The 17,877-nt window shown below is 51.9% G+C and carries 12 protein-coding genes; 5 read left to right on the forward strand and 7 right to left on the reverse strand.

Translation table 11 applies throughout. The annotated features are described in order from the left end of the window. On the forward strand, positions 1 to 262 hold a 262-nt coding region (locus L692_RS33165), incomplete at its 5' end, for a TIGR03943 family putative permease subunit (protein ID WP_036725069.1). A 22-nt stretch (positions 263 to 284) separates the two neighbouring features. Here L692_RS33165 and L692_RS0122690 read toward each other — a convergent pair. Both L692_RS0122690 and L692_RS0122695 read right to left on the reverse strand, forming a co-directional pair. Beyond that, positions 285 to 3,029 (reverse strand): PAS domain-containing hybrid sensor histidine kinase/response regulator, encoded by a 2,745-nt coding sequence (locus L692_RS0122690; protein WP_025702261.1) that lies wholly within the window; start codon positions 3,027 to 3,029, stop codon positions 285 to 287. Positions 3,030 to 3,119: 90 nt separating this feature from the next. Next, positions 3,120 to 3,683 carry a GNAT family N-acetyltransferase gene (locus tag L692_RS0122695; RefSeq protein ID WP_025702262.1) on the reverse strand — a complete coding sequence of 188 codons (564 nt, stop codon included), beginning with the start codon at positions 3,681 to 3,683 and terminating at the stop codon, positions 3,120 to 3,122. 103 nt (positions 3,684 to 3,786) lie between these two features. Between L692_RS0122695 and L692_RS0122700 the strand changes: the two genes are divergently transcribed. Next, positions 3,787 to 4,608: a glycosyltransferase gene (locus tag L692_RS0122700; RefSeq protein ID WP_025702263.1), complete on the forward strand. Its 822-nt coding sequence runs from the start codon at positions 3,787 to 3,789 to the stop codon at positions 4,606 to 4,608. A 9-nt stretch (positions 4,609 to 4,617) separates the two neighbouring features. Then, the gene (locus L692_RS0122705; protein WP_232238847.1) at positions 4,618 to 5,577 is read left to right on the forward strand and encodes an aldo/keto reductase; all 960 of its coding nucleotides are present in this window, start codon (positions 4,618 to 4,620) and stop codon (positions 5,575 to 5,577) included. Here the strand turns inward: L692_RS0122705 and L692_RS0122710 are convergent. Next, the gene (locus L692_RS0122710; RefSeq protein ID WP_025702265.1) at positions 5,561 to 6,142 is read right to left on the reverse strand and encodes a TetR/AcrR family transcriptional regulator; all 582 of its coding nucleotides are present in this window, start codon (positions 6,140 to 6,142) and stop codon (positions 5,561 to 5,563) included. The two genes, L692_RS0122705 and L692_RS0122710, sit on opposite strands and share 17 nt — an antisense overlap. 214 nt (positions 6,143 to 6,356) lie before the next feature. Between L692_RS0122710 and L692_RS0122715 the strand changes: the two genes are divergently transcribed. Then, positions 6,357 to 7,547, forward strand: coding sequence for an MFS transporter (locus L692_RS0122715; protein ID WP_025702266.1), 1,191 nt, complete (start codon positions 6,357 to 6,359; stop codon positions 7,545 to 7,547). On the opposite strand, the gene L692_RS0122720 is transcribed toward L692_RS0122715, so the two are convergent. Continuing rightward, positions 7,544 to 7,780 carry a winged helix-turn-helix transcriptional regulator gene (locus tag L692_RS0122720; protein WP_025702267.1) on the reverse strand — a complete coding sequence of 79 codons (237 nt, stop codon included), beginning with the start codon at positions 7,778 to 7,780 and terminating at the stop codon, positions 7,544 to 7,546. The genes L692_RS0122715 and L692_RS0122720 overlap by 4 nt on opposite strands. A gap of 29 nt (positions 7,781 to 7,809) precedes the next feature. Here L692_RS0122720 and L692_RS32100 point away from each other — a divergent pair, with 29 nt between their 5' ends. Further along, positions 7,810 to 8,166, forward strand: coding sequence for an oxidoreductase (locus L692_RS32100; protein ID WP_269636743.1), 357 nt, complete (start codon positions 7,810 to 7,812; stop codon positions 8,164 to 8,166). 119 nt (positions 8,167 to 8,285) lie between these two features. Here L692_RS32100 and ppsA read toward each other — a convergent pair whose 3' ends face one another. The 3 genes from ppsA to L692_RS0122740 all read right to left on the reverse strand — a co-directional run bounded on the left by ppsA (position 8,286) and on the right by L692_RS0122740 (position 17,624). Next, a complete protein-coding gene (gene ppsA, locus L692_RS0122730; protein ID WP_025702269.1) occupies positions 8,286 to 10,880 on the reverse strand; it encodes a phosphoenolpyruvate synthase in 2,595 nt (864 codons plus the stop codon). 660 nt (positions 10,881 to 11,540) lie between these two features. Beyond that, entirely contained in the window at positions 11,541 to 13,568 is a 2,028-nt protein-coding gene (locus tag L692_RS0122735; protein ID WP_025702270.1) for a methyl-accepting chemotaxis protein, read from the reverse strand. A gap of 246 nt (positions 13,569 to 13,814) precedes the next feature. Further along, the gene (locus L692_RS0122740) at positions 13,815 to 17,624 is read right to left on the reverse strand and encodes a GH32 C-terminal domain-containing protein (RefSeq protein WP_025702271.1); all 3,810 of its coding nucleotides are present in this window, start codon (positions 17,622 to 17,624) and stop codon (positions 13,815 to 13,817) included. Positions 17,625 to 17,877 lie beyond the last annotated feature (253 nt).

Raw genomic sequence — 17,877 nt, forward strand, 5'->3', positions numbered from 1 at the left:
CAGCCGTTTTCTTGTGCAGTGCTGCACCGCAGATGCAACGCCGCTGGGCATTCTCGTAAATGCAGGGCAGCAAAAAAGCCTGCCCGCAGATACCTGGATCAAGGTACGCGGCAAGCTTCAGGTTGTCGTATACAAGGGCAAGGAAACGCTGCAGATCGACGCCGAATCCGTCACGCCGGTTACCCCGTCCTCGACCCCTTACGTCTATACCAGTCCGGACTCCGTAGAGGAATGGAACCGGCTGCAGGCCGCAGCCAAATGATGGGGAACCGGCGTCGCCTGCCTCATTCGCTTTCGCTCAACATGGCTCTGCCGGTCAACCTATTCCCGGGGCCCCACTGCTTCAGCACTCTGTCCAGAGCGTCGCCATGGATCGGCTTGGAGATGAAGTCCTGCATTCCCGCCTTGAGGCACATCTCCCTGTCTTCCTTTCTCGCGAAAGCCGTCACCGCAATAATGACCGGGCGGGGACCGTGCTTCTCCCTGATCAGGGCGGTCGCTTCAAGACCGTCCATCAGCGGCATCTGGATATCCATGAAGATCAGATCATAGTCCTTTGAGCTTACGGACCGTACGGCCTGCTCCCCGTCCTCCGCGAAATCCGGGTAATATCCTCGCTTCTGCAGAAAGGTCTTCATCAAATACCGGTTGACCGGGTGGTCTTCGGCGATCAGGATGGACAAGGGACCATAGCGGCCCCCGGAAGAGGATTCCGGGCCAGCCGGTTCGCCCGCGTTCGACTCCTCCGCCTCCGCTGCGGAAGGTTCGGCTCCGCCCGGAAGGACGGCTTCAATCGTAAAGTAGAACGAAGAACCCTCGCCTTCCCGGCTGTCCACTCCAATCGTGCCTCCGAGAAGCTCGGCCAGCTTTTTGCTGATCGCAAGCCCAAGGCCCGTGCCGCCGTATTTCCGGTTAATGGATGGATGAAGCTGAGTGAAGGATTGGAATAGCTGCCCCTGCCTGTCCTCCGGGATGCCTATTCCGGTATCTTTTACCGTGAACAGCACGATGATCCGGGAAGGATTCCGGACTGCTCCCAGCCTCACTTCAATATCGATTCGGCCGCTGTTCGTGAACTTGACGGCGTTGCCCACCAGATTCACAAGAATCTGCCGCAGTCTGGCTTCGTCGGTGATGAGCGTTTCCGGAAGCTCCGGATCGATGATATAGCCGAGGCTCAGCTGCTTGTCCGCCACTTTTGGAAAGAACAGATCGCTTACGCCCTGAAGCACACTTCGGAGGTCCACCTCCTTCAGCTCCAGCGTCATCATGCCCGCTTCGATCTTGCTGAAATCGAGCACTTCGTTCAGAATATGCAGCAGCGATTCGCCGCTCTGGCTGATGATCTCGGCATATCCGCGCTGCTCTTCATTAAGCTCCGTATCCTTGAGCAGATCCGTCATACCGATGATGCCGTTCATCGGCGTGCGCAGCTCATGGCTGATAATCGCCAGAAACTCCGATTTGGCGCGGTCCGCCTGCTCGGCGGATTCTTTGGCCCGCCGGATCTCCTTCTCTTCCGTAATATCCCGGAATACGACGACGGTTCCCTTTCTTACTCCCTTGTCATACAGCGGGGACATGCGGTAATTGACCAGGAAGCTTGAGCCGTCCTGCCGCCAGAAGACGCCCTCCCGCTCGTCGTGCATTCCGCTCTCCGAGAACATCGCAAGCAGGCTCGCTTGTTCGCCCGCATATTCGCCGCTCAGCCGCATCAGCTGGATCGGGTCGTCGTGGCTGCGGCTCGTCCACTCTCCGGGTCCGTATCCGAGCAGATCGGCGGCCGCCGGATTAATGAACATCGTCCGGCCTTCCATATCGACGCCGAATATTCCCTCGGATACCGAGTTCAGGATGAGCGCATGCTCGTAGCTCAGCTTCTCGATTTGATTGAGATGGCGCTTGTGCTCCGTAATGTCGCTGGTAATGCTGAACACGCCCGCGACCTCTCCATCCACCAGGATGGGTACGAAAATAACGCTCACCTCCACGATATGTCCGTCCCGGTGGACGATTCGGCTCTCGAACGTCTGGGCGATTCCTCCGGCTGCGCGCCGGTAACGCTCGCTTACATAGTCCAGCTCATCCGAATCAATCACCTCGGTAAATTGGGACATCAGAAGATCGGAGCGGGTATAGCCGGTCATATATTCCATGCTGGAATTCACGGACAACATCCGGCCGAGCAGATCCATGACGCTGATGGCGGAAGGATTATACTCGAACAAGGATTGATAGCGGGTCTGGCTCTCCTCCAGCCTCATTTCATACTGCTTGCGGCCCCGGGCGTCCCGCGAGACCGCGATAATCTCATAGTCCTGCTTCTCTTCGGAATAGACGTGGCGGATCGTTGTCTCTGTCCACATGTAGGTTCCGTCCTTGCGCAGAAAGCGGAACAGAATCGGGGGATTCCCTTTGCCGCTTACACAGTCTTTCAGGTAATGCTTCATCATGCCCAAATCATCGGGATGGATATAATCAAGCGCCCGGGTACCGGTCATCTCCTCCGGAGTATAGCCGTACATCGACAGACAGATCGACGAAGCATACAGATAAGTGGCAAATCCGTCGACCGCGTTTCGCGAGATGAAATCCAGCGAATTCTCGGAGATCAGACGGTAGTTCCGCTCGCTGTCCCGCAGCTTCTCTTCGGCCTGCTTGCGATTGGTAATATCAGTCATTTCGACAACCAGGCAGTCAGGCTCGCCCTCCGGAGTGTTCCGGATCAGGAACAGATGAAGCTTTCCCCACAGCAATCCGCCGTCTTTGCGCGTGAACCGTTTCTCTTGATAGCTTTCCTCACCGGGCTGAGCCAGTAAAAAGGCAAGAACAGAGGAGGGATCGGAGGCACAATCTTCATCCGGCAGCATATGGTCGCCGTAACGGATCGCCATCAGTTCTTCCTCGGAATAGCCGAACATACGGCAGAGAGCCGGATTGCAGCGGGTCATCGTCCCATCCTCCAAGGAAATCATGGCGATTCCGCTGGATGAACGAAGATAGACCTGCTCAAATAGTAAATCGGACACAAAAGAGCCCTCCTCAGCAAGCATGTAACGGTTGATTGTTATGCTACAGATTCAAGTATAGCAAAAAGCCCAATCCATTTGTTCATTCGCTCAAATTGTCCAACCAATATCACTTCTTGTAATCCCGTAATACACTCTGTCATCGTATTCATCCGTATCGCTGTAATAATAGCTCTGCCTCAGCGTTCCTTCATATTTCATTCCCGCTTTCTGCAAAACCCTTGCCGAAGACACATTTCTGCCGCGATGAAAAGCCTGAAGCCGGTTTAGCCCGGTGTGCCTGAATGTGAACCCGATCACCGATCCGAGCGCCTCACTGGCATATCCTTTGTTCTGGTATGATTTTCCGATGCAGTATTCCATGTCCGCACAATGATGCTGTTCATCCACATGGCAAAAGGCAATCTGTCCGATGCACTCCCCTCCGTCCTTCAGAATAATCGCCCACCTGTAAAATTCACTTCGGGAATAGGATGAAATCCACTTAAGCAATAAGTCTTTAACCGAGCCGACATCTTCATAAGCAGGTTCTCCATAGTTCGACTGGACTTCCTGATCGCTAATCCAGTTTCTATGCATACTGCCCGCATCGCGCACATCAAATGGCCTTAACATGAGCCTCTCGGTTTCAATGATTTGAGTTCCGGCATGCAAGCCTCTTCACTCCTTTTATGAAATCATATCTCATCGCACACATCTCCATAACTATCATAATCTATACTATTAGTTTGACGTAAGGAAGCAAAGGGGGAGAACATTGGACAAAATATCTATTGTAACGCCTTGCTATAACGCTGAAAAATATATTGCGGAAACCGTCCATTCGGTAATTACGCAGACGGCCGTGGAATCGGGAAGAGTTGAATTGGAATATATCATCTGTGACGGCGGTTCGACGGACAGAACAATTGAGCGAATAAATAGCGTACACAATGGATTAGCCAAGGTCATATCCGAACCGGATACGGGGATGTATCATGCTTTATCCAAGGGGTTTCAGCAAGCGACGGGTGACATCTGCGCTTATCTGAATGCCGGGGACTACTACTCCAGACACGCTTTCGATGTGGTTCTGGATCTGTTCGAAACGAAGCCGGTAAAGTGGCTTACTGGACTGAATGTCAGCTACAATGACCGTTCACAGTTTGTTTCGTCCTTTCTGCCTTATAAATACAGAAAAAACTTGCTTGGCTGCGGGTATTACGGCATGAAGCTCCCCTTTCTACAGCAGGAATCTACATTTTGGAGCAGGGAACTGAATGAGTTCATTGATTATGACTTTTGGCCGACGTTCAAGTATGCCGGAGACTATTATTTGTGGCGGCGATTCTCGGAGGTTGCTGAACTGAAGATCGTCGACGCTTATTTGGGAGGATTCCGGTTTCACGAGGGCCAGCTTTCCGAGAATCTGGAGGCTTATTTCGCCGAAATGCGTTCCATTGGAACCAAAGCCGGTATTAAGGAATTTATCACCCTCCAATTTGACCGGTTAATATGGAAGGGAGACGCCAAGCTAAAGAAGCGCCTGAACCCGGATGGTCTGTTTCAGTACGATCACCGGCAGCAGACTTGGGTATGAATACAGGAGGTGCGCACCATAAAATATATCTCCGTTCAAGGTCTTGACAAGTCATGCTCGCAACTGGTTATAGGAACAGCCGATTTTTCCCGGAAGCGATTGGATACCGCCTTTGAAATGCTGGACACCTATGTCCTGCGCGGCGGAAACACCATCGACACGGCGAATGCCTACAGGGCTGGCGAAAGCGAGCTGGCGATAGGCCAGTGGCTGCATTCCAGACAGCTTCGCCAAGATATCGTCATCATCGACAAGGGCGGCCACTATCATGTGGATGCCCGTCAAGCCATTGTAAACCGGCTGAATCCCAAGGCTATTGCAGAGGATCTGGAGCGCAGCCTGGAGAGGCTTCGGACCGATTATATTGATATTTATTTGCTTCACCGCGATGACCCGTCTGTTCCGGTGCATGAAATTATGGATTTTCTTCAGGAGCCAGTCCGATCCGGTCTGATTAGAGCCGCCGGAGTCTCCAACTGGTCGTATCAAAGAATAGACAAGGCCAATCAATATGCGGACAAAAAAGGCTATAAGCGCCTGGCGGTCAACAGTCCTTCATTAAGCCTGGCCGCCGCCAATGAACCGCGCTGGCATGGAACGGTGCATGCAGATCAAGCTTATCAGGAATGGCACAAGAAAATACAGCTTCCATTGTTCGCTTGGTCGTCACAGGCGGGCGGTTTCTTCTCGGGCCGCTACTCGCCAGGGGTTCATACAAGTGGGGACATCGCCCGCGTATACTACAACGACGATAACTGGGAACGATTAAATCGTGCGAACAAGCTGGCCGCGCACAAGGGAAAGGGCATTACGGCCAATCAGATTGCGCTGGCTTATGTGTTGAACCAGCCCTATCCAGTGTGCGCAGTCATTGGGCCTGAGCGTACCGAAGAATTGGTTTCCAGCTTCGCAGCGCCGGATATCACTTTGTCTGAAGAGGAACGGCGGTGGCTTAACCTTCTGTCTTGATTCCTTCAAACGCAGAGGCGACTAAATTTTGCACATACGTATCGTCAAGCTCGCCGCCGATAACTAATAATCTATAGAAAATCGGCCCGTAAATCAGGTCAATGCTTAATTCGATATCGAGATCTTTCTTTAATTCCCCCCTCTCAACCCCCCGTTCGAACAATTGTCTCGCCTCAAGTCTGCGGGGCTGGAAATACCTCGTCCGGTAGGCTTCTGCCAGTCCTGAATCGAATTGCCCTTCCCCGATCAGCTCCGTAATGATTTTGCCTTCCCGGCTGGTCAGGAATCGGACCAGATTCGCGGCGTGCATGAGTACATTGTTGAATACTGAGCCTGTGTCGGGGATCGGCAGTCTTGCAGCGGCGGCCGACAGGAAGCCATCCATCACAACAGCAGCCTTGTTCGGCCACCATTTATAAATGGTGGCTTTGCTTACCCCGGCGCGTTCGGCAATTTTCTCTACAGTGACAGCTCCAAAGCCATTCTCAAGCAGCAAATCATATGAGGCGGCAAGAATGGACTTTTCAGTATCAAGGTTGCGCGGGCGCCCTCTTTTAGCATTCATCGGTAATCCCTCCAAAAAAGAAAACTGTACGTATATTATACAAAATATTTGGTGAAATAAAAATAAAGAAATAGCTATTTACAAAACTAAACGTTCAGTATATTATTAAGGCATGGATTAACGAACTATACGTTCAGTATTTATTCCGGCGGTGGCATACCTGCATGTTTCCTTTCTGCCATACGCGCGAAGAACAAAAATGAGGAGGATTACAATGCAAACAGAACAAGTCATGGAGGGCAAGCAAATTTCAAGTTGGATGACATTGCTGTTAGCAGCGGCATGCGGACTTATCGTTGCCAATCTGTATTATGCCCAAACGCTGGTAGGACCGATCAGCGCGGCGACGGGTCTGTCCTCTGCGGCAGCAGGGCTAATCGTCACTTTTACTCAAATCGGCTATGTCATAGGGCTGCTGTTCATCGTACCGCTCAGTGACATTATTGAAAATCGGCGTTTGGCCGTCCTGGCGCTCATTGTTGTCGTATGTGCTTTGCTTACGGCGACATTCGCACCTGGCGCGCTTCTTTTCCTCGGTGCGTCGCTCTTCATCGGATTGGGGGCTGTGGTAGCCCAGATCCTGGTTCCCTATGCCACCTATTTAACATCCGAAGCGCAGCGCGGCCGCGTAGTCGGGAACGTGATGAGCGGACTCTTGCTCGGAATTATGCTGGCCCGGCCAGTCGCAAGCTTTATAACCAGCCTTTGGGGATGGCACGCCGTATTTGCATTATCGGCGATTATTGTAGCTCTGTTGGCGCTTCTGCTGTCGCGTGTTCTTCCTGAGCGCAAGCCTTCGCCTGAGATGAACTATGGCCAATTAATCGTTTCATTGGGTGTTCTTTTAAAACAAACGCCTGTGCTGCGCCGCCGGGCCATTTATCAAGCCTGCTTGTTTGGCGCCTTCAGCCTGTTCTGGACTACGGTCCCATTGCGGCTTTCGGATCATTTCGGGTTGTCCCAGCAGGGCATTGCCTTGTTTGCTCTTGCCGGTGTGGGCGGAGCCGTAGCAGCGCCGATTGCCGGAAGACTGGCGGACAGAGGCTGGACCCGGTTGTTGACCGGACTGGCGATGATCATCGCTGCCTTGTCTTTTTCGCTGGCCTACCTTGTTCATGGCGATTCAAATGTCGCTCTGGGGCTGCTCGTTCTGGCCGCTATCACGCTGGATATGGCCGTATCGGGAAATCTTGTGCTTGGACAGCGTGCGATTTACACATTGGGGGGTAAAGCGCGGGGACGACTAAACGGACTGTTTATGTCCATCTTCTTTGTCGGCGGAGCGGTTGGCTCGTCTCTGGGCAGTTGGTCTTACGCCCACGGCGGCTGGAGCTTAACCTCTCTGCTGGGAATAGCGCTGCCGATTCTGGCCCTGCTGTACTTTTTCACGGAAAAAAGAGCCTAAGTATGCTCCTTCCCCCATAAACACAGAATTTCCAGCACAGGCATCAGCGTCAAGCCTTTAGGCGACAGACAATATTCAACCTTGGGCGGCACCTGTGGGTACTCCTTGCGGATAATCAGGTTGTCCGCTTCCAGCTCCTTCAGTTGGCTGCTTAGCATCTTATGCGTAATTTCACCCAATGCCCGTTTGAGTTCGCCATAACGCAATACTTCTCTTTTCCACACCCAGAACATCGCTAAATCAACCTGATGACAAGGAGCCGATCTTAACCAAATTCGTCCATGCACTGAATAACAAGAAGCCGCTAATTGGCATCGGATCGGTCGAGCGGCCAGGAGATGCGCAAGAAGTCATCGACGCCGGGGCAGCTTTGGTCGCAATCGGACGTGAATTGATCCGCGAGCCGAAATGGGTGCAGAAGGTAGAAGCAGGCGACCTTGAAAGCATACGATACCAAATCTCTCCATCCGAGCTGGATGAACTGCGCATTCCGCTGGCAATGCAGACTTATCTGGAAGGCTCGTTCCGGGAGGTCATGAAATTCACTATCGACGGTCTGGAGGGGAATGACTACCGGCATTCGCTTGCTCCGATGGAGGGCTTCGAGAAGAAGATGTAGTGGAAAGTATAGCCCCGTAGAAAGCATGAATTTGGGTAAACAATTCCGATAATGATAAAAACAAGCGGACCAGGCACCGGCATGGTCTGCTTGCTTTTTGTTTTGCATTTTGATCGAGGTTACAATATTTCGATATACCCTTCTGTGCCATGCACGCGAATGCGTTGCCCGTCTTTTATCCGTTTGGTAGCATTCTCCACTCCGACAACTGCCGGCAAGCCATATTCACGCGCGATCACTGCTCCATGGGTCATCACTCCGCCAACTTCGGTGATTAGTCCTTTAATGGATACAAATAATGGTGTCCAGCCAGGGTCAGTAAAGGAGGTGACTAATATATCTCCATCTTCCAGATCGGCATTTTCCATGTTTAAAATGACACGCGCTCGTCCCTCTATCACTCCGGAAGAAACAGGCAGACCTGCAATAGCTTCGGCCGGGAGATTTTCTCGTTTGTACTCACCCGTTATAATTTCACCATCAGACGTGATCACACGTGGGGGAGTTAGTTTTTCATATAATTTGTACTCGTCCTTTCGTTTGCTGATGATCGGGTAATCCAGTTTATTTGTGCGTACGACTTCGTGAAGTTCTTCAAAAGTGAGATAGTATACATCTTCTTTCTCATGAATCACGCCCGCTTGTACGAGTTGTTCGGCTTCTTTCAGTAAAGCCTGCTTATAAACGAAATAGCGGTTGATCTTTCCGTATTTTGGATATTCACGATAGCCGATGAAATTCCGGATGAGGTCGATCATTCGCTTGGTTTCTTTGGCTTTTTGTTCACCATCCGGCAATTGCTGCAATCGCTCTAATAACTCTTGTTCTTTTTCCAAAGCAACGCGCCGCCCTTGCTCAAATTTCCGATTGCCGGCATCAGGCTCAAAGCTCTTGATGTTACTGAGAATCAGGGGAACAAGTGTAATTGGTTTTTCACTCCAACGGGTGTTCGTAATGTCGATTTCTCCGGCACATCGCATTCCGTATTTGTTGAGAAAAGCATAGATAGCGTCATGGGTTTCCTGTCCACCATCAAACTTAACCAGTTCATCCAGAAAGTTATCATCTTTTACATGCTGTAAATAATCAATCACTTCCGGATAAGGGCGAATCACGTCCGCGACACCCAGTAGCGCCAGACCCATTTCTGAAGTAATATTGTTCGGTACAGATTGAGATAGCGCATCTGCTGCGTTTTTTTCGCCTAACCACTCGTTCATGTTTTCATTGATCCATGATGTAGCATTTATAGCAGCCATAAACACAGCCGAACTTTGTGGATCAAATAAGATCCTCTTTAACTCCTGGATATCTTCCAGAATAAAATCAAACAAATCCGGTCCCGATTTCGCTTGGATGTTTTGCTTTAACTCTTCTACCGATGTTTGGCTACGCTTAATCAACTCAGAAACGATTGTCGGATCGTTCTCGAATTGTGCCAGCATATCTGTATTGCTTCTGCCCAGAATCGGTGCTGTTTGATCATTTGGCAACAATTTTATAAAATCTCGCTCTATTATGGTCATGAGTGCGCCTGTTATAAGCGGATCGGATCCCAGGGTATTTAACAAAGTTTCCCTGCCGACAGGTGTAGCCAGACTAGGTGCAACATCAACAAACAACCTCCCACCGGCTTTACGCATAGGTGCAGGAGTAATTAACAGGTAAAAAGACAATCCCAACGGTTTTATGGGATCTGTCATCATTTGTTGATGACCAACAGATAGATAGACGTGATTTTCCTGATCATTGGCTTCAGGGATCGGGTATAAAGTAGTGATTGGCCGGCTCTGGACAATATAAAATGTATCATCAGCCAAACACCATTCGATATCTTGCGGCTGGCCAAAATAAGCTTCGATCTGTCTGCCGATGCGTGCCAGCTCTAGAATTTGTTGTTCAGTAAGTGTTTGAGTCTGTTGCTGATCAGGATCGATCTGCTGTGTCTCTGTTCCGCCTTCTTTGCGTGCATAGATCGCCAATTTTTTGGTTGCAATCCTCTTCTCGACGATTTCCTCTTCCCGCACTTTATAACAGTCGGCAGATACCAGGCCGGAGACCAGCGCTTCTCCAAGTCCAAAACCGGCATCGATGGATAGCAGCTTACGGCTACAGGTAATGGGATCAGCGGTAAATAAAATCCCTGAAGCCTGCGGGAAAACCATCCTTTGAACGATAACGGATAAATAAACTTGCCTGTGATCGAATCCATTCTGCATACGGTAGATTACAGCGCGCTCCGTGAACAGGGAAGCCCAGCATTTGCTGATATGCTGCAAGATTGCATCTTTGCCAATGATATTTAAATAGGTGTCTTGTTGACCGGCAAAAGAGGCATGCGGCAAATCTTCAGCAGTCGCACTGGAACGTACTGCATAAGCATGCTCCCCGCCAAACCGGGAGAGATAGTGAGCAACTGCTTTCACAACATCGGAAGGGATTTCTGCTTCCATAATGATTTGTCGAATCTTCCTGCTGATTTCACCAATGTGATCCCGATCTTCTGCTTTTAGCATGGCTAGTCGATTGAGCAAAACATGATATGTTTCGTTTTGATCGATAGCTTTTTGATATCCGACTGTTGTAACACAAAATCCTTCCGGTACTTGTATTCCTTGAATTTTTGATAATTCCCCTAAATTCAACCCTTTTCCGCCAACGTGCAAAAGCTGCGTTTTTTCCATTTCCTGAAAATCGAGAACCAAAGTATTCATTCAACATCTCTCCTAACCATTAAAATGAGAAAAACATTTGACAAGAGTTTAGTGGCATGGTACACTTAATTTGTAAGATAGGATTTTTATACTCATTTTTATTAGAAAAGTCGTAGTCTGATTATATCATTGGGTCTGTTTATATGCAATATTAAAAGAACCTGACAAAACTGCTCAGGTTCTTTTTTGATTTCCAGCTATTGAAGTCATCCTGATGACGGTGATAGAAGCTTGTACTCGCATTCGTATTTTTGAATAGTAATTAAAGTAATTAATGCAGCGGCTTTTACAGCATCAGCAATATGGGAAGTTTGATACTTAATTTCCTGTTTTTTCTACCGTCCGATATTCCATTAATTTTCGGGAATCATTTCATTGACGCAATTTAATGCGTTCAGCGGGTGATGGCAGTGATCAATGTTTCCTTGTCATTGCCCACATTTTTGTTGCCTTGCACATGTGCCTTAACTTGACCTTCAGCACCACCGAGCGCACTTATCGCATGAGATGAGAATATCATTGAGCCAAATTATCCGCATATTTCCTTTTGTCCATAAAAATGCTCCCCTTACAGTAACAGGTTTTATTATTCCACCTGTCTACCATATGGGGAGCACATCAAAGTCATCAACAATAACCGGGGGCGGCCCCTCGCCCGTCCTAAACTTTAAATTTCTCCATAAGCTCCTGAAGCTCGCGCGCGCTCTTCGTATTCTCGTCCGCCATTTCAGCTTCCTTGTACGTCATCTCCACAATATCGGAGGTCTTCTCGGCTATATCCTGAACGCCTGTGGCGCTTTCCGTAATCGTCGCGGCAACCTCGTTGATTGCAATCGTAATGGCTGAAACCGTCTCATTCAAATGGCTGGCGGAAGTCTCAAAATCGTTCATCAGCTCGCTGATCAGCTCGGCGTCCTGATTGTACAGCTCACCGATCTCCTTCAGCTTGTCATAGTCGCCCAGCACCGTCTCGTCTATGAAGGACAACAGATCCTCCGAGCTGTCCTTCATTTGGCCAACCGAAGTATGGACCCCCTTCACGATATCCTGGATGCCCGAAGCGGTCGCTGACGACTTCTCCGCCAGCTTGCGGATTTCCCCGGCCACAACGGCAAAGCCTCTTCCCGCCTCGCCCGCGCGCGCCGCTTCTATCGCCGCGTTGAGCGCAAGCAGATTCGTCTGGGCCGTGATGTCCATGATCGTCTTCGCAAGCTCGTTGATCTGGGTAATCGTGCCGGAATCTTCAATCGCCTTCTCCATCTTGACACGAACTGTATCGTAGATTCCCTTGGCGTGTACGGTGGACTCGTGCATGCCCTGCCGCAAGGACAAGGCGCGGTTTGTAATATCGACGGCCACTTTGCCCCCTTCCTTCGCCCTCTGGGACATGGCGCCGACATTGCTGTCGATCTCTTGAATCGCGGCGGTCATCTCCTCCGTGGAAGCCGCTGTTTCTTCCATACCGGCCGACAGCTCCTGTGTTGTCGCCCCGTTGTCATGGGCGTTCTCCCGAACATCGACGGCCAACCGTTCCAGCATTTCGGCATTGTTCAGAACCTGGCCGGAGATGCTCAACATGCTACCCGCCATATCCCTCAGCACGCTGCGGGTCCGGATGATCGCTTTGGCGATGGTGCCGGTCTCGTCTTTATTCTTCAACAGGTATTCATAAGAGCTGTCATATCTCAGGTCCAGTTCGGCCGTCTTGTTAATCAGTTCGGTAACCTTGGTGATCGGGACGGCGATTCTCTGGGAGGTGAACAGACCGATCATCAGGGTCAGCACGAGGCTGACAAGACCAAGCAGCAGGACGAAATTGGTCATTTCTTTAACCGGCTGCATGATTTCACCGACGTCTCCGGTCAGTACCAGCGTCCATTTGGTTTGTGGCAGAACAGTGTAAGCCGCCTTCTTGGCCTTGCCGTTGAAATCATAATCAATGATGTCATCGGCCGGCAGTTCCCCGTTCTTGATACGGGTCACTATCGCTTTGACCGCTTCGTTCTCCACCGGCTGACCGATCTTTTCCTTGGTTGGATGATAGAGCATCATTCCCTGCTCATCAACGAGATAGGCATAGCTTGATGTGCTGTTCATCACCTTAGCGTCGCCCAAATAGGTCGTCAGGCTGTCCGCATACACGGCGGATACAGCGTAGCCCACCATTTTGCCATCAGCTTGTATCGGATGGACAAATGCGAGAACATAGGCGCCGGTCGCCTTGGATTTCAGCGTCTCGCTGATGACGGGCTCTCCGGTTTCGACTACCTTCTTCGCATAGCTCCGGTCAGCAAAGCTCTTGCCCAGAATGGAAGGATCGCTGTCGGCAATAGCAATGCCGTTCATATCGGCGATCAGCAAATGCTCCAGATTGCCCGCATCCTTGACGATGCCCTGCAGCCTGGAAATAACCGAGGTCCGGAGGCCGTTATCGGCGGCTCCGTTTTGCTCCTGAACAAGCAACTGTGCTATGTCTTGCTCGCCGGCAACCAGAGCCAGGCTTCTTTGTTCTTTCTCGATCATTGCGGCAATGGTATCCGACTTGCTCGAATTGAGATGCAGCATCGATGCGCTGGTCATGGATGCCAAAGTATTCGATGATTTGGAGTAGCTGAAGATTCCCATTACAATGGTGGAGAACAAGCTGACAGCGAGAATCATCAGGGAAAGCTTTGTACGGATTTTCATTGTTTACACCCTTTCGGCACATTCGATACTTATGTCGGTAACCGCTTATGAAATAGAGATTACTACTGCTCTTATCGGTATTTACTTCGAAAATGAACAGTGCATTCGACAAAATCCGATAATTTAATCGAAAAATTTTATGATTTACGTTTGAATGAAATTGCCGGGATGCAAACGCAAAAATCCGCCAAAACGAAATATTTCGTCTTGGCGGATTTCATTCGTGCTTTATCCGTGTGGCCGAGCTTAATTTTTGATTACATTTTGATAGCTGGCGGTTCCCCCAAACACATTGAGGCCGAAATAACCGCTGGAGAACGTGGAGTCGTTAACATCGATGATCGGTGTTGAAGCCCCGTCGAAGTAAACCTTGATATTCGTCCCTGAGGTCACGATTTTGACATGATAGGTCGTGCCGGAAGCTGCCGTCGACGGAAGGTTGGCCAGCACCTGGCTGGAGGAGAAGCTTCCGTTCAGCTTGTAGAACAGCCGGATCGCCCTGATATTCGGATCGATATTGAAATAGTAACCGCTGGAGCCATCGGCAGAGGCCCGGAAGATGATGGAGCCCGCTCCTCCGGCCCGGTCCAGCTTCACATCCGCTTCATAAGTGAAGTTGGCGCCGGTTACATCTGACATGTAGTTGCTGTCTTTATCGAACGTGCCGGAGATGCCGTTGCCCGTAACCGTCCAGGAGCTTACCGGCAGACTGCTCCATCCGGTCAGGTTCGTCGTGAACTCGCCCACCTCGACAACGGTGCTTGCGGCAATGCCGCCTGTCTGCGTCGTCGCCGTTATGACAGCCCTGCCCCGCGCCGCCGCCGTGACGTTGGCGCTGACGGAATCGACCTGGGCTACCGACGCCACCGACGGATTGCTGGAGCTCCACACCAGCGTTTTATCGGTTGCCGAGCGCGGAAGCACATCCGCATACAGCCGGTAGACGGAGCCTGCCGCCAGTTGAACGCGGGTCTTGTCCATGACGACCTTCTGCGGCGCAGAGCCGGAGGACGGCTCGAAACGCCATGTATTGCCGAGCGGATAGACATTCAGCGAGACGATCTTCACATCGCCGCCGGTTGTGTAGAAGCTCAGGCCGGTGCGGGCCGCTCCCGGGAAAATCATATTGGAGAAGACCGCTTTGCCGTCGTTGCCAAAGGCTTCGATGGAGGATTCATCGACGTAAATATGCATCTTGACTCTGCCATCCTCCAGCGGGAGAACCGTGCTATGCACGGGATGGAAGTTCGCCGTGAACCCGTTCGCGCCTGCGGATGAGCGATCCACGAACATTTCGGACGGACTGGTCTTATAGCCCACGACCGTCTGCTGGCCTCCTCCTTCCCGCAGATGGAAGCCGAATTCGGATGCCGTGCTGCCGGACGGCAGCTCCAGCACCGCATCGATTTCATAGGCCGTGCCTTTGACCGCCGCAAGCGGATTGGCGCTGGAAGGTGTCACGGTGACATTGTTAATCGAGGTTGCCGTGCCCCGCAGCGCGTTCATTTCGGCGACAGGCGTCTCCGTCAGGCGGATGCCGGTCCCGGCAATGTCCGTCAGCTTCAGCTCCCTTGGGACGGACATCTGTCCGTTCCACGGGGAGGTCGGGAAGCTGAAAGGATAATCCCAGTTCGACATCCAGCCGATGGCTATACGGCGCCCGTCAGCGGCGGGTATGCCGTCGAATGACATGGCCGCATACATATCCTGCCCCTTCTCGGTCCGCAGCACGGTTGCCGCCGGATGGTCGCTGGTAAAGGTTGTGCCGTCAAAGCTGCCCACGAAATATTCCGACGCTGAGCCCTGCGTAGCCGGAACTGCGCCGGTGCTGAGCATCAGTACCCATTTCTTATTCGCCGGGTTGCCGTCAACGGGCAACTGGAACAGGTCGGGGCACTCCATGATGCCTCCGTGCAGATAGTCGCCATAGCCGAACGAACTGGCATAGGTCCAGCTTAGAAGATTGGTCGATGTATAGAAGCGGACACTATCATTTCCCGATACAACCATGACCCACTTCGAGTGGTCGGCGTCCCAGACCACCTTCGGATCGCGGAAATCCCAGCCCCCGTTGACTCCTCCCGGATTCTGCACCACAGGATTGCTCGCGTAATCCGTCCAGGTGCGCCCTTTGTCACTGCTGTACGCGATGTGAATCTTCTGGTTGCCGTTGGGCTTTTCCGGGTTGAACGAGGTGTAATAAGCGATCAGGCCGGAGCCTCCGGGGAACAGACCGGAGACGTTATTCAAATCCGCCACGGCTCCGCCCGACCATGCATCCCCGGCTTCATTTTGCGGAATGGCAATCGGCAGATGCTTCCAGTTGACCAGATCGGTGCTCACCGCATGCGCCCATTCCCCGTCCTGTTGATGGAACAAATGATATTCGCCCTGGTAGTAGACCAGGCCGTTCGGGTCGCTCGACCGGTTTCTTGTCTCTGTGAAATGGTACTGCGGCCGGTACGTTTCGTTATAATACTGGCTTAAATCCGCAGCATGGACATTTTGAAAATAAGCCGTGCCATTGAATGCGTTCAGCCCGATGACGCCGGATGTATATGACGAATCGGTCGTGGAGATAACCGGCGTCTCTGCGCCGTCAACATACACCTTAATATTGGAACCGCTTACGTTAATTTCAATATGATAGACCCTTCCGGTATCGATGCTCATGTTGGCCGTCGCAATCGTGCTGCCCCCGCTGCGGTTGAACAGGCGGACACGGTCCAGGTTCGGGTCGATGTTCAGCACATATCCCCCGCTTGATGCGGATGCGGCGCGGAATACAAGGCCCGCTGTGCCATGCGGCGCTCCGTTATCGACCGAAAGATCGCCTTCCAGCACAAAGTCGGACAGAGCCGTTGCCGCCATATTATAGGTATCCGAGCTGCCGGAGCTTGTCCCCTTGAACCCGCCAAGCTGCGGAATCCAGCTGCCGCTGCCCGATACTGTCCAGCCCTCCAGATTCGTCTTCAAGGCGCTGATCTGGATATTTTGAAACACCGCAGTGCCGTTGTACACGCCCAGTCCTGCCAAGCCCTGCGTATGAGAAGTGTCCGTGACCGACAGCAGCGGGTTAAATCCAGTCGCTGTTATAAATTCATACTGCCAGTAAATCTTGATGGAAGACCCCTGGGCCTTGATCCGGACATGATAGACCTTGCCGATATCCACCTGCGTATCCGCCTGCGCCAGCGTGACGTTTCCATCCGTCTTGTAGAGCCTTATACGGTCAAGATTCGGATCGATTTGCAGTCCGTAGCCCTGCGTCCCGCCCGCATTCGAACGGAACAACAGCGTGCCCAGGGCATACGGATCGGTGATCTGCACATCCGATTCATAGGTGAAATCATCCGAGCTTGTGGCCGAGATGGCCGCAATATTCTGATTCGAGGCAGCCGTGCCCTTCCAGCCCTGCGAAGTCAGGCTCCAGGTTCCCGAGGTGCTCCAGCCTGTCACATTCGTATGGAGCACGTTAACGTAGACATTCTGGAAATAGGCGGTTCCGTTATAGACATGAAAGCCCGTAAGCCCCGAGCTATATTTGTAATCGCTTACAGAAAAAGCCTGCGCGCCATCCGCATACACCTTGAGCGAGCTCCCGTCCGCCGCGATTTTCAGATGATAAGAGCTGCCCGCGCTCATCGTCTTGCTAAACACCGTGTCCAGGTCCGTTCCCGTTGCATAATCGAACAGGCGGATGCGGTCCTGATTCGGGTCCAGGCTCAGCACATAACCCTTTGATCCGTCGGCGCTTGCCCGGAACACCAGCGAAGCGACGCCATATGGGGTGGAGGTGTCCACTTTCACGTCGGCTTCATATATAAAGTTCGCTCCCACCGCCGCTGTCGACATATTGAAGGCGTTGTCCGCACCAGGGCTGACCCCGCGCAGGCCATTCGTCCCATCCTGCGTCCACGTTCCCGACACAGGCAAATAGCCGGGCGTATTGCCGGCCCCCCCCGCCGCCAGGGCGGACCCCGGAGAATACAGAGCCGACAATCCCAATGCAAGCGCTAACAAAAATGCGGTTGCCTTCCACCTTGATCTTCTCATACATTCGCTCCTTTAATTCAAATGAGCAAGACCGGACGTTCGCCGCCGCGGCCTTGCGTTGTTGCCTGATATGAATCGGACTGCCTATATTCCGTGTGGAGCCGCCAGACGCTCTGTTACCCGGGATCAGTCAGGGATCGGCTCTCCCTTTACGAGCTTCTCGATCTCCCCGTGGTCGGCCAATGAAGCGATGGCTCCGCGGCGCGTCGTTGCCAGAGCACCCCCCGCGTTCGCAAAGGCCAACGCCTGCCGC

Source organism: Paenibacillus forsythiae T98 (assembly GCF_000520735.1).
Taxonomy (GTDB): Bacteria; Bacillota; Bacilli; order Paenibacillales; family Paenibacillaceae; genus Paenibacillus_AQ; species Paenibacillus_AQ forsythiae.